At 32.8% G+C, this 20,728-nt stretch carries 12 protein-coding genes; 4 read left to right on the top strand and 8 right to left on the bottom strand.

Features of this window, described 5'->3' with window-relative positions:
- Positions 1-31: 31 nt before the first annotated feature.
- Both ACQ0RB_RS11770 and ACQ0RB_RS11775 read right to left on the bottom strand, forming a co-directional pair.
- A complete protein-coding gene (locus ACQ0RB_RS11770; RefSeq protein WP_430498647.1) occupies positions 32-1,021 on the bottom strand; it encodes an alginate O-acetyltransferase AlgX-related protein in 990 nt (329 codons plus the stop codon).
- Between the two features lie 47 nt (positions 1,022-1,068).
- Positions 1,069-2,397: an MBOAT family O-acyltransferase gene (locus tag ACQ0RB_RS11775; protein ID WP_430498649.1), complete on the bottom strand. Its 1,329-nt coding sequence runs from the start codon at positions 2,395-2,397 to the stop codon at positions 1,069-1,071.
- A gap of 183 nt (positions 2,398-2,580) precedes the next feature.
- Here ACQ0RB_RS11775 and ACQ0RB_RS11780 point away from each other — a divergent pair, with 183 nt between their 5' ends.
- The 3 genes from ACQ0RB_RS11780 to ACQ0RB_RS11790 are packed head-to-tail and all read left to right on the top strand — an operon-like array spanning position 2,581 to position 8,145.
- Entirely contained in the window at positions 2,581-4,971 is a 2,391-nt protein-coding gene (locus ACQ0RB_RS11780; protein WP_430498650.1) for a two-component regulator propeller domain-containing protein, read from the top strand.
- A 16-nt stretch (positions 4,972-4,987) separates the two neighbouring features.
- Positions 4,988-5,707 carry a DNA repair protein RecO gene (gene recO / locus ACQ0RB_RS11785; protein ID WP_430498652.1) on the top strand — a complete coding sequence of 240 codons (720 nt, stop codon included), beginning with the start codon at positions 4,988-4,990 and terminating at the stop codon, positions 5,705-5,707.
- 26 nt (positions 5,708-5,733) lie between these two features.
- Positions 5,734-8,145: a TonB-dependent receptor gene (locus ACQ0RB_RS11790; protein ID WP_430498654.1), complete on the top strand. Its 2,412-nt coding sequence runs from the start codon at positions 5,734-5,736 to the stop codon at positions 8,143-8,145.
- Between the two features lie 47 nt (positions 8,146-8,192).
- On the opposite strand, the gene ACQ0RB_RS11795 is transcribed toward ACQ0RB_RS11790, so the two are convergent.
- Entirely contained in the window at positions 8,193-13,928 is a 5,736-nt protein-coding gene (locus ACQ0RB_RS11795) for a lamin tail domain-containing protein (RefSeq protein ID WP_430498656.1), read from the bottom strand.
- A gap of 114 nt (positions 13,929-14,042) precedes the next feature.
- On the opposite strand from ACQ0RB_RS11795, the gene ACQ0RB_RS11800 reads away from it, so the two are divergent.
- On the top strand, positions 14,043-14,513 hold the full coding sequence (locus tag ACQ0RB_RS11800; RefSeq protein ID WP_430498658.1) for a regulatory protein RecX: 471 nt from the start codon (positions 14,043-14,045) through the stop codon (positions 14,511-14,513).
- 52 nt (positions 14,514-14,565) lie between these two features.
- Here the strand turns inward: ACQ0RB_RS11800 and ACQ0RB_RS11805 are convergent, their stop codons facing one another.
- From ACQ0RB_RS11805 to ACQ0RB_RS11825, 5 genes are all read right to left on the bottom strand, one after another.
- Positions 14,566-16,722, bottom strand: a complete 2,157-nt coding sequence (locus ACQ0RB_RS11805; protein ID WP_430498660.1) for a T9SS type A sorting domain-containing protein — start codon at positions 16,720-16,722, stop codon at positions 14,566-14,568.
- A 130-nt stretch (positions 16,723-16,852) separates the two neighbouring features.
- Positions 16,853-17,344: a DUF6646 family protein gene (locus ACQ0RB_RS11810; protein WP_343795589.1), complete on the bottom strand. Its 492-nt coding sequence runs from the start codon at positions 17,342-17,344 to the stop codon at positions 16,853-16,855.
- A gap of 35 nt (positions 17,345-17,379) precedes the next feature.
- Positions 17,380-18,249: a cupin-like domain-containing protein gene (locus tag ACQ0RB_RS11815; RefSeq protein WP_430498662.1), complete on the bottom strand. Its 870-nt coding sequence runs from the start codon at positions 18,247-18,249 to the stop codon at positions 17,380-17,382.
- Between the two features lie 265 nt (positions 18,250-18,514).
- A complete protein-coding gene (locus ACQ0RB_RS11820) occupies positions 18,515-19,951 on the bottom strand; it encodes a flotillin family protein (protein WP_430498664.1) in 1,437 nt (478 codons plus the stop codon).
- A 60-nt stretch (positions 19,952-20,011) separates the two neighbouring features.
- The gene (locus ACQ0RB_RS11825; RefSeq protein ID WP_430498665.1) at positions 20,012-20,650 is read right to left on the bottom strand and encodes a hypothetical protein; all 639 of its coding nucleotides are present in this window, start codon (positions 20,648-20,650) and stop codon (positions 20,012-20,014) included.
- Between the last annotated feature and the right edge of the window lie 78 nt (positions 20,651-20,728).

The raw sequence follows: 20,728 nt of genomic DNA on the forward strand, positions 1-20,728 counted from the left end.
TAATAAGGCCTATGAAAATCATAGGTCTTTTTTATTTGGACAAGTTTTCAAACACATTACGCTCGACCATTTCAAAAATGACAATATCAGGTTTTTCTTTGTTTATTAATTCTTTATCGAGTTTATAGCCTCTTAAGTAAATAGTAGTTCCAAAGCTTTCATTGAAAAATCCCATCCAAGCATTTGCAAAAGAATCTCTATGCATTAGTAGTTTTTTAGTTTTGTTAGGGTTAGAGAAAATCTGTTTGTGATATTGACTAAAAATAATTTTGGTTTCAATTGGTTTTTTTTTCTGTAAAAAGATAGCATATTCTTTAGCTGATAGGTTAATTTGTCTAATTATATCATTTTCTTTAATAGGCTGAATTATTTCCTTGTAGTCTTCATAATTAACTACAGATAAGTTATGAGTTTTATTTAAAGTTTTCATAGTATAATTATAGCCTATATAAGCACCATAATCATTCCAATGTGTGTTGGTTTTATAGTATAGTAGTTTTTCACCTTTTGCTTTAACTAGTGTGTCTCTCAGATAAATAATTTCAAAATTTATCTCTTTTTTTAAATACTCATTCAGTATTTCTAAACGCGTTTTCTTTTGAGGATGACTATAAGGTAAGTGTTCAGGATATACTCTGTGTTTATTTGGCGGTACAATTATCTTAAAGTCTATTCCTTTTGAAGTTAGAAAGTTTTTTGTTGACAAAATATTATTCTTTATGACTTCTAACTCTGTAGAGTCAATACTAGTTTTATGACCAAAGTTATCATCAAACAAGTTGTTGTAATAATTGCCTAAAAAATACCAGCCGTTTTTCCCTATAACACAAGTGTTTGGTGATGGACTATCACCTATATTATTTTTAAACTTAAAGTATTTATTTACTAAATAATTTTTTAGACCAAAATCTTCTTGGTAAGCATTGTTTATTTTTCGAATAACATTTTCTTTTTTATTAGCTTGCTTGTTGATTTTAATGTCAGATAACATTATGATAGAAGGCATGACAAGTAATATCATGAAAGATATAATTGTAAATAAATTAGATATGTTTTTCTTGTTGGCCATTAAAACCTAAAGTATATAAATGGGTTATAAGTGTCTGAAGCAACATAAGTACAACAAATAATAAATAAAACAATTAATCCAAAAGGTTTGAAAACCATAAGGGCATTGTTAAGAACGGGAGTGCGCTTTTGAGGTATTTTTGCTTGAATAAATTTGTTTATTGGTATAGCAAAAATAAAAGCAAGAATTAAAACAAACTTTATCTCGTTAGTAAAATAATAATTAATAAATTCCCAGTTTATATTAGTGTTTAAAGTAAGCATATTTGCCATATAATTAAATGCGTAGCTTAAGTTGTCGCTTCTAAAAAGTGCCCATGAAAATAATATAACAACGATAAAGTAAATATGGGATATAATGGGGGTTTTAATTAATTTTTTTTCTAAAACTAAACGTTCTAATAAAATAAAAAAGCCGTGAAAGAGCCCCCAAATAATAAAATTCCAATTAGCTCCATGCCATAATCCAGTTATAAAAAAGACAAAGGTTAAATTAAAATAGGTACGAAAATTACCTTTTCTATTTCCACCTAAGGGTATATATAAATAATCCTTAAACCAATTGGATAAGGTCATATGCCAACGTTGCCAAAACTCTTTAATTGTTTTAGATATGTAGGGGAAGTTGAAATTTTCAGGAAAATTAAACCCAAGCATTTTACCTATTCCAATAGCCATATCTGAGTATCCTGAAAAATCATAATATATCTGAAAATTATAAGCAATTACTCCAAGCCACGTTGTTAGCAGATTCATTTCTTCATTAGGTAAACTAAACATAGCGTCAGCTAAATAGGCGCAATTGTTGGCTATTATCATTTTTTTAGCCAATCCAATTACAAAACGTTCAACTCCTATTGAGAATGAACTAATAGTAACCTCTCTATTATTTAACTCATGTTGAACTTCACTATATCTTACAATAGGACCTGCAATCAATTGAGGAAATAAAGTAACATAAGTTGCAAAATCAATAAAACTTTTATTGGCTTTAATAGTCCCTCTATAGACATCAATAGTATAAGACATAGTTTGAAAAGTATAAAAGCTAATTCCAAGAGGTAAAATAACATTAGCAAACCTTGTACTATTTTCAATACTAATCTTAAAAAAACTTAATAACTCACAGAGGTTTGAGAATACAAAGTTTGAATATTTAAAATACACAAGTATACCTAAGTTAAAGAAAATTGAAATAAACAAACCTGCTTTTCTTTTTCCTAAGTTGATAATTAATCCACAACAATAATCAACTATTGCAGAAAGTAAAATAAGTATAACAAGTTCTTTTTCTCCCCAAGTGTAAAAAAAAGTACTAACTAGAAGCAAAAAGAAATTTTTTAGTTTTTTAGGAGTTAATAGATATAGTAGAATTACTAATGGAAGAAAAGCAAATAAAAAAACAGGACTACTAAACAGCATTGACTGTATTGTTATTAATAAGTAATGAAGCCAAAAATACAATAATTAATATTATTTTTGGTTAATATTATTTTGAACTTATTTTGTCTTATGAAGTTGAACTTACACATTACTGTGCTTACTTTAATTTTCTCATTTAATTTGTCGTTCGCTCAAGACTATTCAGATTTGTGGGCAGAGCATTTTTCTTACTTAGACATTACTGATATTGTAAATGGTGAAGATAGGATATATGTAGCTTCTCAGAACTCTATTTTTGTTTATAATACTATTACTTCTGAAATTCAAGAGATAACTACTATTAATGGTCTTTCAGGTGAAGATATTACCACTATTCATTACAGTACTGAGTTTAATTATCTTATTATTGGTCATGAAAGTGGTTTGATTGAGGTAGTTGACTTGCAAAACGAAATTGATGTTACAACTGTGGTTGACATAGTTAATAAAGAGACAATACCTCCTAATATTAAGAGAATTAATCATTTTTTTGAGGATAATAGTCTTGTTTACATTTCAACAGATTATGGTATTTCTGTTTATGATTTAAATAACTTAGAGTTTGGAGATACCTATTACATTGGAACAGATAATTCATTTGTAACTGTTAAACAAACGACTATTTATAATGGGTTTATTTATGCAGCATGTGTTTCAGGTGATAGAATAAGAAAAGCTGATATAAATAACCCTAATTTAATTAATTCTTCACAATGGTCAACAATAGGAGGAGGTAGTTTTAATTTTATTTTTAATGTTTCAAATCAACTATATACTATTCGTCCTGGTAATCAATTGTATAAAGTTAATGACAACAATACTCTAACGATATTGCAGACTTTTAACAGTCAAGTTAAAGATGTTCAGGTTTTTAATAACCAAGTAATTGTAGTGTTAAGTGGAGTGTGTTATATTTATGATGAAAATTTCAATCTTATATCTACACAGGAAGTACCTCAGGATTTAGATTTAGATTATTCGGCAGGAACAATGGATAATGATAGTAATTTGTTTTTAGGCACAAAAGGTAGAACAAATCTAGGAAAGCCTGGACATGGTTTGCTTAAGTTTTCAAATGCAGATTACCAAGAGATACATCCTGACGGACCATTGAAAAACAATGTTTTTGAAGTTAAAGCAAATAATAATGAATTATGGGCTGTTTTTGGTGGATACTCAAACTCATTTAATTTTAATGGAGGTTTAGCAAGAACAGGGATAAGTCACTTTATAGATGAACAATGGGTTAATACTCCTTATGATACAATTTCTTTAGTAGTTAACGAGCCTAGGTTTTTATCTCACATAACAATTAATCCTTTTAATAATTCGCAAGTATATATATCATCTTATTATTCTGGTTTGTTGGAAGTTTTAAATAATGAGGTTATTGGCGTGTATAATCAAGATAATAGCACTATAGTCCCTTTTGCAGCAAGTTTACATTTAACATTGGTTAATCATTTTGACGAAAGAGGTGTGTTGTGGGTTGCTAATGGAAGGGTAGATAGACCACTTAATAAATTTGCAGATGGTAATTGGACATCGTATGATTTTCTTTCACTAATCAATCCTGCTGGAAGTAATTTAGGGTTTTCTTCAATTCAAGTAGACTCTCAAAATAAAGTCTATCTAGGAACTTTCAATTATGGTTTAGTAATTTGTGATACCGAAAATGTGGATACTCCAGTTATAAACATTGTTTCACAAGAGCAAAACATGCCTATCGATGATGTGAGAGCGTTAGCGTTGGATAGAAATAATGCATTATGGATTGGAACCAGAAACGGGTTAAGAGTTTTATATAATACATCAAATGTTTTTGAACAAGAATCGCTTTCGGTTAATGAAATCGTTATTTTAGACAATGGGATTCCTCAAGAATTGTTGTCTAATCAATTAATTACTGACATTGAAGTAGATGGTTCTAACAATAAATGGGTAGCAACATCTACTTCAGGAATTTTTTACTTTTCTCCTGATGGGCAAGAAACAATTTATCATTTTACAAAAGACAACTCACCTTTACCGTCAAATGCAATAAACGACATTTCAATTGATAATAGTAACGGAGAAGTTTTTATAGCTACAGACAAAGGAATGGTTTCTTTTCTTTCTGGAGGATCAAAGCCTGAAGATGAGTTGAAAAATGCCTTTGTGTATCCAAACCCTGTTAGGCCAGAATATGATCTTTTAGGGTATAATGATTTAAATAATATTACAAAAGGAGTCAAAATAAAAGGGCTTACCGAAAATGTAAACGTAAAGATTACTGATATTGAGGGTAATTTGGTTGCTGAAGCACAATCTAACGTTAATCAAAGATCTTCTAACTATAATTTTGCTATTGATGGTGGAACAGGAGTGTGGAATGGTAAAAACCTAGCTAATAATGTTGTTGCAACAGGTGTGTATCTAATTATGATTTCTGATTTAGATTCTTTTGAAACAAAAGTTTTAAAGCTCCTCATTGTAAGATAATCCAATTACACAGTTTATGCTTATAAAAACTAATGTAATTGTTCTTTCAAAACTCAAATACAGAGATAACGATCTTATTGTAAAATGCTATACCAAGCATAGAGGTTTGGTGAGTTATATTTTAAGAGGTGTTCTCAAATCTAGAAAAGGTAGTGCTAAAACTGCCTATTTTCAACCGTTAACTCAGCTTCAAGTTGAAGAAAACTATCGACCTAATCAATCTCTTCAAACCCTTAAAGAAGTAAAACCTAAGTATGTTTACGAAAGTATAAATACCAATGTTTTAAAAGGGTCTGTTGCTATGTTTTTGTCAGAAGTGTTATCAAATACATTAAAAGAGGAGGAGAAAAATGATTTGTTGTTTGAATATTTAGAGACTACACTACTATGGTTGGATAATGAAAGTAGTTTTTCAAACTTTCATCTATTATTTTTACTTAATCTAACAAAGCATTTAGGGTTTTATCCTCAACAGTCAAATATTGATAATAAATACTTTAACTTAAGCAGTGGAGAGTTTGAGGTAAACAAGACTAATATGTATTCCATTTCTGGAGAAAATTTAGTGCTCTTAAAACAGCTGTTAGGCATAAATTTTGATGCATTAAATACGATTAAATTAAACTCAAAACAAAGGCAATCGTTTTTAAATATGATATTACTTTATTATGAGTTACACTTAGGAGGTTTTAAAAAACCTAAATCGCTAACTGTTTTTAATCAAGTATTTAACTAACTAAAACCAACAAAAAAAAACGTACAATGAAACACAAATTTCTATTTGTATTAATTTGCTTTACTTCATTTTTACAGGCACAACAAATTCAAGTTCTTGAAAAAGGGACAAATTTACCCATTTCTGGAGTTACAATTTATAATTCTGAGAAATCAAAATCGGTAATTACTGATATCGATGGATATACGACTTTAAGTCAGTTTGATGATAATGAAACTATTTTTTTTCAAAACTTGTTATATCAAAAACTAAAAACAACCAAAGCGGAAATAGCAAGTAACAATTTTATTGTGTATTTAACCCAAAACGTTGAAGGGTTGAATGAGGTAGTAGTTTCTGCCTCAAAATTTGAACAAAGCAAGAGAGATATTCCTCAGAAAGTGATTAGTTTTGATGCTGAAAAAATTCAGTTTTCAAATCCACAAACAAGTGCAGATTTGTTGGAAAACACTGGTAATATTTACGTTCAAAAAAGCCAATTGGGTGGTGGAAGCCCAATGATTAGAGGGTTTTCAACTAACCGATTGTTGATAACAGTTGATGGTGTTAGAATGAATAATGCCATTTTTAGAGGAGGTAATCTTCAAAATGTAATCTCTATTGACCCTTTTTCTATTCAAAATACCGAAGTTAATTTAGGAGCAGGCTCTGTTGTTTATGGTAGCGATGCCATTGGTGGAGTTATGAGTTTTTATACTAAAAAACCTCAGCTTTCGTATTCAGACTCTTTGTTTTTTAAAGCCAATGCAGTAGTAAGATATGCAACAGCAAATAGTGAAAAAACAGGACACTTAGACTTAAATTTCGGACTTAAAAAATGGGCGTTTTTAACAAGCGTAAGTTATACTAATTTTGACGATTTAAGAATGGGAGCTCATGGTCCAGATGAATACATTAGACCTGAATATGTTGAAACCATTAATGGCGAAGACGTTATTGTTGCTAATGATGAACCCTTAGTACAAAAACCAACAGGCTACGATCAAATTAATCTTCTACAAAAAATTAAGTATCAACCTGAAGATAACCAAAGCTTTGATTTAGGACTGTATTATACTGAAACTTCAGAGTATTCTAGATACGACCGATTAATAAGATATCGAGGCGACGATTTAAGATCTGCCGAATGGAATTACGGACCACAACGTTGGTTCATGGCAAACTTACAGTATACTAAACTGAGTAGTAACTCTAGCTTTTATGATAAAATACAAACGAATGTTGCTTTTCAAGATTTTCAGGAAAGCAGAATTGATAGAGATTTTCAGTCTGTTGAAAGAAATACAACCGAAGAAAGTGTAAACGCTATATCTTTTAACCTTGATCTTGAAAAGCAGTTGGGTTCAAAAACAGAATTGTTTTATGGTGTAGAATACGTTTACAATAAAATTAATTCTGAAGGAAATACATACAACATAGAAACCAACGAGACTGCTAACGCTGTGTCAAGATATCCTGATGGTTCCGATTGGCAATCTATGGCAGCTTACACAAGTTTGAAATATAAACCTAATCCTAAATTTGTTTTCCAAACAGGAGTGCGTTATAATCATATTATTTCAAATGCTGATTTCACTGAAAACAATCAGTTTTTGAACCTTCCGTTTAATGAATCAAAAATCAATGCAGGAGCATTTACTGGGACAGCAGGAATAAGCTGGATACCAAACGAAACCATCCAATGGAAATTAAATGCCTCTTCGGCTTTTAGAGCTCCAAATATGGATGACATTGGTAAAGTGTTCGACTCTGAACCTGGTTCAGTAGTTGTGCCTAATAACAATTTAAAACCAGAGTATGCTTATGGTGGTGAACTTGGTCTTAATTTAAATTTTGATCAAACATTTATCATTGACCTTTCAACGTATTACACCTATTTAGATAATGCACTTGTGCGAAGAGACTTTAATATTAATGGTGAAACTGAAATAGAGTATAATGGTGAATTAAGTAATGTGCAAGCTATTCAAAACGCATCTAAAGCTTGGATTTATGGTTTTGAAGCAGGAGCTCAACTTAATTTTTCTGAAAAGTTTAAACTTACCACACAATATAATATAATAGGAGGGACAGAAGAAGATAATGGTATTGAAGTTCCAGTAAGACATGCTGCTCCAAACTTTGGAAACACACATTTAGTTTGGCAAAATGATAAGTTACAGTTAGATGCATTTGCGGTTTATAACAATGAGTTGTCATTTAATCAATTGGCGCCTTCTGAAGCTGAAAAAGATTACATCTATGCTTTGGATGCTAACGGAAATCCTTATTCGCCTTCTTGGTATACTCTTAATTTAAGAACTAAGTATAAGATTACTGATGCAGCAACACTAATAGCGAGTTTAGAAAACATTACAGACCAACGCTATAAAACATATTCATCAGGTATTGCTTCTGCTGGAAGAAATTTAATACTGTCCTTGATGTACACATTATAAATAAAAAAAGCCTCCAACTTAGGAGGCTTTTTTGTGTGATGATTATTTTATTTTCGTTTCACTGCTTTCTTAGTAATTACTTGTCCGTTTGACAATGTTACTTTAGCCAAATAGGTGGCTTGACTTAAAGCCGAAAGGTTATAAATTTCTGAATTGCTATTACCATTAAAGTTGTATAGCGTTCTTCCTAAAAGATCAATAATTTCAACATGTTCAATAGTAATATTTGCACCTATAGTGAATTTAACATCATTATCGTTAAGCTCAATGATTGTTAAATCTTTAGGGCTAATATCTTTATCGTCAATTGATAGCGCTTCTGGCATAAATACAATTTCAAAACGCTCATTAAACTCACCAGCTTCAGATGTAAAAGTATAATCAGTTTCTGATAGGTTGTGAGTGATATTTAATAATTTATCTTTTACATAAATAGTATTAGTGGTTAAAAACTCACCTTCTAGTTTTGAGATAGTTAAGGTATAAATTGTAGGTGTATTTATTAATGTACTAAATCCTAAAGGAATTACTTCGTTTAAGGTTAAACTCTCTGGCGCTCTTCCTTGAATGGTGTACTTTTTATCAGAACCTTCAATAATTGAATACATCACAGCATTAACGTTTGGTGAAGCCATAGGAGCATCAAAATACATTTTATCCAAACTGTTAGTTGCGTTGTCGACATAACCTACTAAAATTTGATTAAACACTCCATTATCAGTTGTTAGATCTAACCATAATTTATTAAGTGTGTTAGTTGTGTTTTGTCTAAAGAATTGAGAGTTATCGTTGGTTCCTCTTACACGCATTGAATTATTAAAAACAACACGTTTTCTTTGTATATCTCCAGCTTGTGCTGTTGGGTTTGAAACATACTCAGTAGTAGGAGCAGTATCAGACATTGCAATAAAAAATGCTTGACCCGAAGGAATCATTCTATTTGTTGGGTCACTGCCATCTCCACCAGCACTAGTAGCTGTTTCTCCTACACCATTAATGATAGCATAATCACTTTGAGAAAAGTTTAGCTGCTCATTACCGCTTGTATTGCCATCAGGAGGAGTGTTTTGTGACCATAAGTAAATAGCTCCATCAACAACTCTGTTAGTGGCAGTGCCTATATCTGCATTGTAATTTAAAAATGCATCAGCACTTATGGCAGAAGGATATGGGTTTCCAAGTAAATTCCAGTTATTATCGTTGGTTTCCTCATCATTTCTATACATCCAAACTTCAATAACACCATTATTAAAAAGACCTCTAAAAGAATAAGTAAATTGACAGTTAGGACCATTATTACAAGGAAGTGCACTAAATAAGCCAGAATCGTGAGTTGAAGCGTACCCAACACCAGGAGTCATAAAATCACTATTGTTTGTTTGTTGCCAATCGTACCCTGTACCATCAGCAAATGAGCTTGGATCATCTATATTGTCTTGACCAATTATAAATGTGTTAGTATTGTTAATTTCTTGATTAGAATCTCTATAGTCTTGGGCACTAAATTTAAAACGCCTGTTGCTTGATGCATCTACTAAAGCGTCTCCAATAGTTTCTTCAAAAACAGGAGAACTCCAGTAGGTGTATTCATACCAGTTATCCATCATTGCAGTTCTCTTATTAACTTGAATATTGTCAGGATTATCGGCAGTTACTAAACCATCATCATTAATTTGTACAAAAGCACCTTGAGGATGAACCAATATTGAAGCGGTACCATTTAGTATAAGGTCATTACCAACTTCTACATACGTGTTAATACCACCATTGTTAACATCGGCAATAATAAGTTCTGCATCATTAATGATTAAATTACAAGCCTCAAAGCTTGTTTCTCCATTAACATTTACACTAGTGTTATAATCGGCATTTAAAATTGCAGTCTTATTAGAAGCTGGAGCAGATGACCAGTTCGTCCCGTCCCAAATTGCTGTTTCAGCACTTATTTTAACAGCATTACTAGCTGTATAACAAGTGCTAGAATTTTCCCTAACTTGACAATAGAATTGATAATCAATATAAGTAATTGGGTTAATTATATCTAGTGTTGCTGATGTTGAATCATTATTAAAATCGACATTATTAGGAACAACAACAAAAGTAGTAGCGTTTGGTGCAAGGTAGTACCATTGATAACTTAAAGGCAGACCTCCTGCAACACCTTCAGAGCCATTTACTGTAAGTTGAATGGAGTTATTACAGTCAAAAGTAGGTGTGTTTAATACAGAAACTGTTGGTGGGATTCCTAAAGAAAAATCAAATAGCCCAATGTCTACATAATCAGAATCAGAACAACCAGTCCAGTCAATCATATCCCAATCATTAATGTCAAATGTGCTAGAGGGCAATGGTGTAGCATTGTTTTGTCTTCTAAAATTAACACCATCACCGCCAATACCTAGTCCATTAGCCCATGTGCCACTTCCATAAACTCCAAAGGCATCAATAATAGAAGTTGTTGAAATTTTGTAAAGTGCAATCATATCAGAGCTATTATTGTCAAAATTAATTCCACTTGATGTACTAAAAGTTTGGTTAGGGCTCACACTCAAATTATTTAATGGACTACAAGATGTTGTCCCAAGCGCTACAACATAAACGCTGCCAGATGCTAGATTGCCAGATAATGCGTTTGAACTAGAAGGACTTGCATTACCATTATTGTATACATTTATACTATAATCTGATAAATTTATTGTGCCTGATGTACCATTAAAAATCTCAACATAGGATGAACTTCCACTTGTTGCATCGGTAACCTCGCTTATAAATAAATCATTTGGAATTGTTGATGATAGCGCAGTTTCACAACCACTAATTGCATTATCAATAAAAGTAAAAGAATTTGTAGAGGAACAGCCAGTTGGAAACTGAACAACTAAATTTCCTGATGCTGCACCAGCAGGTACTAAAACAACAAGCTCAGTAGAAGTTGAAGAAACTGTCGTCATAAGTAAGCCATTTAATTCAGCGTAAGCTCCAGTTAAATCTTCAGCAGAAGTGATGGTCACTTCAGTATTTTCAGGGCCTTCAATTGGCCAAATAGAACTAACTAAAGTTGCTGTGCATACTCCTGTGCCTTCAATATCAAAAGTATAAGGGTTCTCGTCGCTATCAGAATTAACTATGTTTACAGTAGCTGTTCTTGTTCCATCAGCAGTAGGAGAAAATTCTATTCTAAATTCAGAATCAGAAGATGATGCTATAGAGGTATTAGGTTGTAGGGTTACTGTAAAATCACTAGCGTTTGCACCTGTAATTTCAACGATAGGTGCTCCAGTAAGGTTTAAAGCAGTTGCTCCAATATTTTCTACAAAATAGCTTTTTTCAGCACTAGTTGACCCTACATTTGTTGAGCCAAATAATGTGTTGTTTAAGCCATAAGGAGCGTTAAAGCCGTTTGGTATAGTAATATTATTACCTTTTACATTTATTTCAGCATTTGTTGGTTGAATAACATTAATGGTGTAATCTTCAACTTCACCAAAACTAAAATATTCACAAGGTGTAGCATAAGATTCTCCATCATCTGATTTTGCACTTACTCTCATTCTTATATTTCCAAGTGCAGCGTTTGTAGGAACGGTAATAGATAAAGGAGATAAAGATGGTTGGGCGTTTGCACTATTGGTGGTTGTTCCTAATTCAAATGCTTCGTTTCCGGAATTATTAAAAGTTCCGTCCTGATTCCAATCTATCCAAACTTTTACATAAGACGTATGATTGCCAGAAGTATTAACATTAACACTTAAATTATAACTATCACCTAAAGTCAAATTGGTTGTAATTGCTGTGTAATCTGAATAACTATTAGTAGAAACAGTTGAGTTATCAATAGTGTTTAGATTAACATTTAAAATACCAGACGCATTAGTTCCACCATCAGAACTACAATATGTTAATGTAGGTACTGAACAAACTTCTACTCCTTCAGACCATGTTGTGCCTCTTCTTATAAAAACTTTAAAGCAATAATTTAAGCCATTAACTAAACCAGTAACTGATTTATTGGTAACATTTGCTGTTGTTTCGTAAACAAGCTGATTAGGTGTAGTATAAACATCATTGTCAGCTCCTGAATAAGCTGAGCCATCACCTGTTGGAGTAAAGGTAACTGAACCTTGGTTAGCTACTATTATTAATTGATCCCAACAAGAAGTAGGTGTTGGATTATTCCAACTTAAATTGACTTGGTTAGTAAGAGGTGTAGCAGTTAGGTTGCTAATATCTCCCTGAGCAATACCATTGGTAACAGTACTTCCACCTGTGTCTCCACTTGCCCATCCAGTAAGTGATTCGCCAACATAAGAATATACTGTAAACGAATAATTATTATTCTCAGTTAATCCTGTAATAGTAGCAGATGTAGCATTACCTTTATAAACGACGCGACCTAATGAAGCAGGTGTTACAGGAGTAGCTAATGAAAAATCTGAATTAGCAGTATAAGTGTTAGCATCTGTTTTGGTTCCAGCAGGATCGGTTCCACCGTCGATTGCAAAAACAACATAACCTGTTGGAGTGATTCCAGTTGGAAGTGTCCAATTTAAAATAACACTATTATCTTCAAAACAACCTGAAATGCCAGTTACGTTATTTGGATTAGGATTAGAAAGATTTAAAGTAGCACTGTTTGATGTTGTTGAACCACAAGTATTACTTAATACACATCTGTAAAGATTACCATCCATTGTCGCGTTTGTAGTTCCAGTAGTATAGGTGTTAGTTGTAGCTCCAGTACCACCTGTTACATTGTTCCAACCCGAACCAGAGTTAACTTCCCATTGGTATGTTGTAGCATTACTAGAAGCAACAGAGAATGTTGCTGTATTTGGTATTATTTCATTTTGATTGGTTGGTTGTGTAGTGATATTAGGAGCAGTAATTCCTGTACCAGTTAAAATGCTTGTAGCATCATCGGTTATTGTTGTGCTACTTATTGTTAAAGTAGCTGTTTGCGCTCCAACAGCAGTAGGAGTAAATGTAACATCATAGGTAGCTGTACCAGAAGGAGCAATAGTAGTCGAAGATAAATTGCTTACTACAAACTGAGGGTCATCTGAAACCACATTAACATCAACAGCAGGCACAGCACCATTATTGGTTATTGTATACTGTAGTGTTGAAGCAGATGTATTTAAACAAGATGAGCCATGATCTGTAGCAGCACCTGAAATGGCAAGGTCTGAGGTTGAAGCACAAGATGATGTATGTCCAGAATTAGCAGCTCCATTACCATAAGTTGTTAGGATCCATTCTGAATTAGTTGTATTTGTTCCAGCAGATATTGACCAATTTGTGTTTGGGCCACAGACAGTTGATTTTCTTGTTAAAGTATGATCAACAGTAGCATTATTTGTGCCAGCAACTGCCCAACCAGTACCTGGATCTGCTCCATCAGTTCCAACTACATCTATTAACGTCCCTGATTTAGCGAGTCCAACAGCATCATCTCCATTCCAAGAACAAAATCCTGAATTGTATTCATCCGCTCCAGGTGTGTTTGTTGAATTATTAGCTATTACGATTGTAGCTCCATCTGCTAGCGTTGAAGTAGTAAAATTGTATGTGCCTTCATTCCATGAGCCACCATTGGTAATTTTCCATAATTGATAGTTCGAAAGATTTACAGTACCACCAGTGCCATTATATATTTCCACATATTTAGCACTCCCAGGAGTACCTTCTCCATATTCTGAAATAATTAAATCTGTCACTTGCCCAAACCCAGTTGCGGTTAGGCATAAAAATGCTATTAATACGAGGGAGTATTTCTTTTTCATAAAGGGAAAATTATATAACGCTAAAAATACAAACGGTAAATATAAGCCAAATTACTTAATTTTCAAGGGGTTGAGTTTTCGGTTTTATTAACAAATTGTTACTATTTTTGCACTATGCATCGACCAAAAACATATACTTTAGATGAAGCGCAAAAGCGAATGGAACAGTATTGTGCATATCAAGAACGTTGTCATCAAGAAGTGACCAAAAAGTTATATGCAATGCGAATGATTCCTGAGGCAAGAGACAAAATTATTGTGCATTTACTTGAGCATAATTTTTTAAACGAAGAGCGTTTTACAAAGACGTTTGTTTTAGGGAAGTTTAGAATAAAAAAATGGGGTCGTAAGCGCTTAGAGTTAGAGCTTAAAAGACGGGAAATTAGTGCTTATAATATCAAGTTAGCGTTCAAAGAAATTTCTGATGCTGAATATCTAGAAGCCTTTAACCAACTTGCCGAAAAAAAAGTAGCACAAATAAAGGAATCTAATCTTCAAAAGAAAAGAAAAAAACTAGCAGATTATTTACTGTATAGAGGTTGGGAAACTCATTTAGTATATGATAAGGTTAATGAACTGATATAAAAAAGCCCTTGAGTAAATACAACAAGGACTTTTTTAAAACCAAAGGTGAAATTTAAAACTGCTTTATGAATTTTTTGGTTAATCTAGTATGGTTTGTTAGGGTTGTTTCCATAATATAATTGCCTTTAGAAAGTTGTGAAGTGTTAATAACAACTTCATTGTTATTGGCTTCAGTTTCATTTACTACTTGACCTAAAACAGTATAAAGTTTTACTTGAGCTATGTCTTGAGTTTTGTGTTTAACTTTAATACTCGTTCTGTCTAAATTGTAAATTGAAAAATCATTTATTTCAGCTTCAGAAACACTTAGAGTACTGTTCTCAGTAAAAACTATTTCAAATCTGTTATCATGTTCTCCTGCTATAGCATTAAACGTATAATCAGCTGATGATAAATCATGTTCTATACTTAAAAAATTATCTCTTAAATAAATAGTGTGTGTATTTAAAAAATCTCCTTCAAGCTGAGGTATTGAAATGGTAAATTGAGCGTCTTCAGTTGCTATAAATCCTAAAGGGATTATTTCATTTTCAGTAAGTGTACTAGGCGCTTTACCTTGTATAGCTAGTTTGTGAACATCTGTTTCGTTAATTAGTGAATATAAATAAGCATTAGCACCACTTGCTAGGTTTTTTTCAGCATCATAAAAACTAGAGTCTTCACCATCAGTTGCACCATTAACATAAGCTACAAGAGTTTGATTAAATGCACCATTGTTATTGGTAAGGTTAACCCATAATCTACTTTCGGCTGAAGGACTACAAGAACCTGCATCTCTAAAAAATTGATTGTTACTAATGTCGTCTCCCATACGCATGCTGTTGGTAAAGGTTACATTGGCGTTTGCTAAACCTTGAATAAAAAAGCTCTGTCCTGAAGGGATGTACCTACAAGGTACAATACCTGATCCACCTGCAATTTGTCCGCTTCCGTTAATAACAGCATAATCATTGGTGTTAAAGTTTAGCGTTTCATTACCTGTGTTATTACCACTAGGAGGTGATGCTTGTGACCATAAATAAACTGCGTTAGAGACTACACCTGTATTTTCAGTAAAAAAGGCATCAACACTTATTGCAGATGGATATGGATTTCCTATCATATTCCAATCGTTATCTCCATTATCTCCATTGTAATATATAGGTGTCGTTATATCTCCTGTGTTAAATGGTCCGCTAAAGGTGTATGGATATGAAGTTCCAGATGAAAACCCACTTGCTGTATGTGTTGCTGCATATCCTGTTCCTGGTTGTAAAACTGTTGCGTCAGAAATACTTTGCCAATCGTTACCATCATCATCAATATTATCATGTCCAGCAACATATGTTCCAGTATTTCCAATTTCATCTAAAACATCAAGATAATTTTGTGCATTATAAACAAAACGATATTGAGATGATGAAAGCGCATCTCCAGCAGTTTCACCAACAACTGGCGAACTCCAATAGGTATAATTGTACCAGTTGTTTAATTGTGCAGTTTGCTTTACAACGTTAGAAGTACCACCTGCATTAACAGTAAATGTACCTGTATCTTCAACTTGCACGAAAGCACCATAATGAGCTACAGTTATTGTTCCATCAACTACTACGTCAGTAGTTACAGAGACATGTGTGTTATCACCAACTGATAATGTATGACCTGCATTAACTTGAAGACTCCACGAGTTTATGTTTCCTTGAAGATTAGTAATATAATCAGCATTTATCTCAACAATACTGTTTTCGTTAGGTTGAGAGTTGCTCCATGAAGTTCCATTCCATGTCGTAGAGTGTCTAACAACTTCACCACTTACAGAAACAGATTCAGAAACAGAAGGGTTTGGTAATAACTCAGGGGCTGAAATTGCTATAGTTCCATTATAGTTTCCAATAACTAGTCCGCTTTCAAGTCTAATGTAAACGATTACGGAGCCAGAGCTAATTAATGCTCCTGGAATAGTAATTTCAGAACTATATCCTGAGTTTTCATTAGTAGAAACCTCATAACCAGTTGGGGCAGTAATGGTGTAAGGTCTACTTAATGAAAACGCATCGGATACTAAAAAAAATTGTGCAGCTGAGGGACCATTTTCATATTCGTATGAAAACCCACTAATTGAAGGTACGCTAACAGTGTAGGCTAAAGCTTTTGCATGTGTTAATACTCCAAAGCAAAAAGCAATGGTCAATACACGTATAACTCGTAGGTTAAGTAATTTAATTATCATAGGTTAAGTTTGGATTTGGTTAATCGTTGAGTAATTATACAACTTTAGATTAACTCACCTATGAAATGCAATTTGTTTTCGATTAAACGATTATTTATGTAGGATAAATCCTAATTTATGGTGAATAAACTTACAAATTAAATGAAGCTCCAATATTTAAAGCAAACTGATTATGAATGTAATAACTAATGTCAGATTTATCATCACTATATTTTGCTAAAGGGAATGATGCTTCTGTAAAAATTCCAAAACCATCAGTGAAAAAATATCGAGCTCCAACATGACCTCCAAAATTCTTTAAGCTAATGTTTAAACCAGGATAAAGATCAAAGTTTTCATCAATATTTACCACATTACCTAAATTAGCATTAAAACGCCCTTTAATATCAAAGCGATCACCAAAACCAGCATCTAAACGATCATCAATTCCTAAAGCATAGGTAGAGGATACACCAATAGAGATGTTTTCGCCTAAACCATAGTCGTAACTTACATTAATTCCTGTAGCTTCATCTTGCAAATTCAGTCCGACTTGAAATTTCTGGTCTCCTTTTCCTTTAAATGCTTGTGCATTTACTAATGAAAATGAAATTAATGCAATAAATAAAAATAAGTTTTTCATAATTAAAATGTCTTAAAGTTTTAAGCCTGTAAATATTATAAATTCTTAAGATAGTTATTGGTCTTTGTTATGGCTTTTTCGTTTTTCCAATCTATCCAGTTTTGTCCTTTAATTCTACGCATTATATTATCAAAATGTCTCATAATAAAAATATTGTATAGCGCTTTTGATAAATTTTTAGGACGCTTTGCTATAGATCTTAGACTCATAGAAAAGCCTGGGGTCACATATTTCATGTAATGCCAATAGCCTTCAGGCATATAAAGGACTTCTCCATGGTTGAGTTCAGTAGTGTAGCCTTTAGCATGTTGTAGTGCTGGCCATTTTTTGAAATCTGGATTGGAAAAATCAATATCTTCTCTTGTGATTAAAGAGTGAGGTACTTTATATAGATACTTGTTTTGTTTTTGGTCAAAAAGGATAATTTGTTTTTTACCTTCAAAATGAAAATGAAAAATATTAGCCAAATCAATATCATAATGCATAAAGGTATAAGAGTCTTCTCCACCAAAAAATAACATTGGTAGTCCTTTCATTAAGCGAATACCAAAATTAGGATAGCTAAAATCTTTTTGAAGTTGAGGTACTTCTTTTAAAATGTTCCAAAGAAAAATACGATAACGTGTAGGTTCTTTTTTAAGTAAATCTACATAGTCGCGCATTTTCATTTTAGCATGTGGCTCGTTAAAACCGTCTTTATAATCAACAGGTCTGTCGTCATAAAGCGGTACGGTTTTATCACCAGCAACCGACTTCATATAATCTAAATTCCATTTGGAATACGCAGGCCAATCTTCGATAAAACGCTCTATAACCACAGGTTTTTGTGGTTTGTAATAGTGTTTTATGAAATCCTCTTTAGTGATGGTTTTTACTCGAGGGATGTCCTGAAGTTGTAATTTCAATGCTATTAATTTAGAACGCCAAAGTTAAGAAAACGTTACGAAATGAATTACATTGTGTATTGAAAAATTTTACACTGAAAAGAATTACAGCCATTTAGATTCATTTTCGTTTGCATCCAAAATATCAATTTGCAAGACTTCGGCTAAATATTTAGCTACTTCAAAAGCATCTTCTTTGTCAGTTGTTAAGTTGTCTTTAATCTTTTCTTGTAAAGAGGTTTAGTGCTTAATAAAAAAATCCGCTATTTAGCGGATTTTTCAATGTTTAGTTTTTATCATCTTCCTTTTTGCTAGGTAGAGATTTTGTCTCTTCTGGATCTTTTTTGTCTTTACCTTTAAGATACTCAGGTAAATCCATTCCTGCCATATTAAACATTTCTTGTAGAGGAGGAACAGCTTTGTACATTCCTGAGATAAAGTTAGATGTTGAAGATTTTCCGCCTTTATTACCTCCATTTTCCCAAACAGTTACTTTATCTATCTTAATATTTTTAATGGCTTCAGCTTGTGTTTTTACTAGTTCTGGTAACTTATCAGCAATTAATAAAAGTACAGCGTCTTTAGAGTTGTTACCAGCTGCTTTTACGATTTCATCTAAACCTGCAGCTTGTTTGGTTAATACTTCATAAAGCCCTTTTGCTTCTGCTTGTGCTTTAAACAATATAGCATCTGCCTCACCTTTTGCACGTCTTCTAATGCGTTCTGCTTCAGCTTCTGCATCAATTTCAGCTTTCTTTTTAGCAATTTCGGTTGGTACAATAACATCAGCCATTTGTGATGAACGTTCACGTTCTGCTCTAGCAGTTTCAGCTTCTTGCTCAGCAGCATACGACTCTTGTAATGCCTTTGCTGCTTGTACTTTCTCTGAAGCAATTGCTACACGCTCAGCTTCGGCTTCACGTTGACGACGTAAGGAATCTGAATTTGCAACCGAAATTTTAGCTGTATTTTCTCCTTCAACAGCTTTAGCATTTGCAGCGGCAACTTGTGTTTTTTCGTCCTGTACTGCATTAGCTTCACCAATAGCTCCATCTCTGTTTTTCTCAGCAACCGATTTACGAGCAGCATTAATAGCGTGTGCTGCAGCTTCTTTACCTAAAGCTTCAATGTATCCTGATTCATCAACAATATCAGTAATATTTACGTTGATGAGTTTAAGACCAACCTTTTTTAGCTCAGATTCTACAGACTGTGAAATATTGGTTAAGAATTTATCTCTATCAGAATTAATTTCTTCAATATCCATAGAAGCAACTACCAAACGTAACTGACCAAAAATAATTTCTTTAGCAAGTTCTTGAATGTCTTGTAAGCCTAAACCTAATAAACGTTCTGCAGCATTTTGCATTACTCCAGGTTCAGTAGAAACACCAATGGTAAAACGCGATGGTACATTTACACGAATGTTTTGTTTAGAAAGTGCGTTTACTAAGTTTACTTCAATAGAGATTGGTGTTAAATCGAGATATTCATAATCTTGAATTACAGGAACTATAAAAGCAGCTCCACCATGAATACATTTGGCAGATTTTCCGCCTCCAACTTTTCCATAGACTACAAGTATTCTATCTGATGGACAACGTTTGTAACGCTTAATAAGGATAACTAAGGTTAAAACTATAAATAGCGCTACAAAAATAAGTAGCATTGGACCGCCTAAACTTTCAACGTTGAAGCTTTCCTGAAGGGTTAGAAATTTCATTTGAGTCATTTTAAAGATTTAATAGATTGTGTTATGATTTTATGATAGATTAATAGTGTGTTACTCAATTAAGTTGTTGTTACCGTTATTGAGTTTTTGACGCTCAGTAACTGAGGGTTCAATTGGTTTTCTAGTTTGGTCAACAATAAGAATACCGTTAGAGGTAACGTCTACAACTTTAATAATTGTTCCAGATTTTAATTCGGTTAACGAGTCGGTTAAAGCGTCTAATTCACGCACAGTTCCTTGTACATTTACGCTTACTTTACCCATACTAGAGCGATCTGCACCAATAGTAAGGTAAACTTCACCAACTGCATCTATAGCATTTTTATAGTTAAGTGTTCCGCTATCGCTAAGCTTACTTATAAAATGAAACATTGCAGCCATGATTAGCATCATGAGTAAACCGCTAATCACAGAAATAATTATGGTTGTAGGTTTAGAATATCCTGCATTTAAACAAGCAATTCCACTCCAGCCAAAAATAGTAAAGAACCCAACCAAATTTTTGAATGTGATAAACTGAAAACCTGCACCTATGTCGCTATCGATATCAGTGTCAATATCGCCTAAGTCATCAGCATCACCTCCTAAAAAAGCCATAAACATTACTGCCAAAAATACAACAGAACCTATAATGGCAACTACCCAATATACTTTAGGCAAAAATTCTAAATTTGAAAACCACTCTGTCATATTTTAAAGATTTTAAATGCGTTAATAAATATACAATCATTGTAAGATTATTCTATCTTATTTTTGAAAGTTTTCGAC

Origin of the sequence: Gaetbulibacter sp. PBL-D1 (assembly GCF_050509525.1) — a bacterium.
Taxonomy (GTDB): domain Bacteria; phylum Bacteroidota; class Bacteroidia; order Flavobacteriales; family Flavobacteriaceae; genus Gaetbulibacter_B; species Gaetbulibacter_B jejuensis.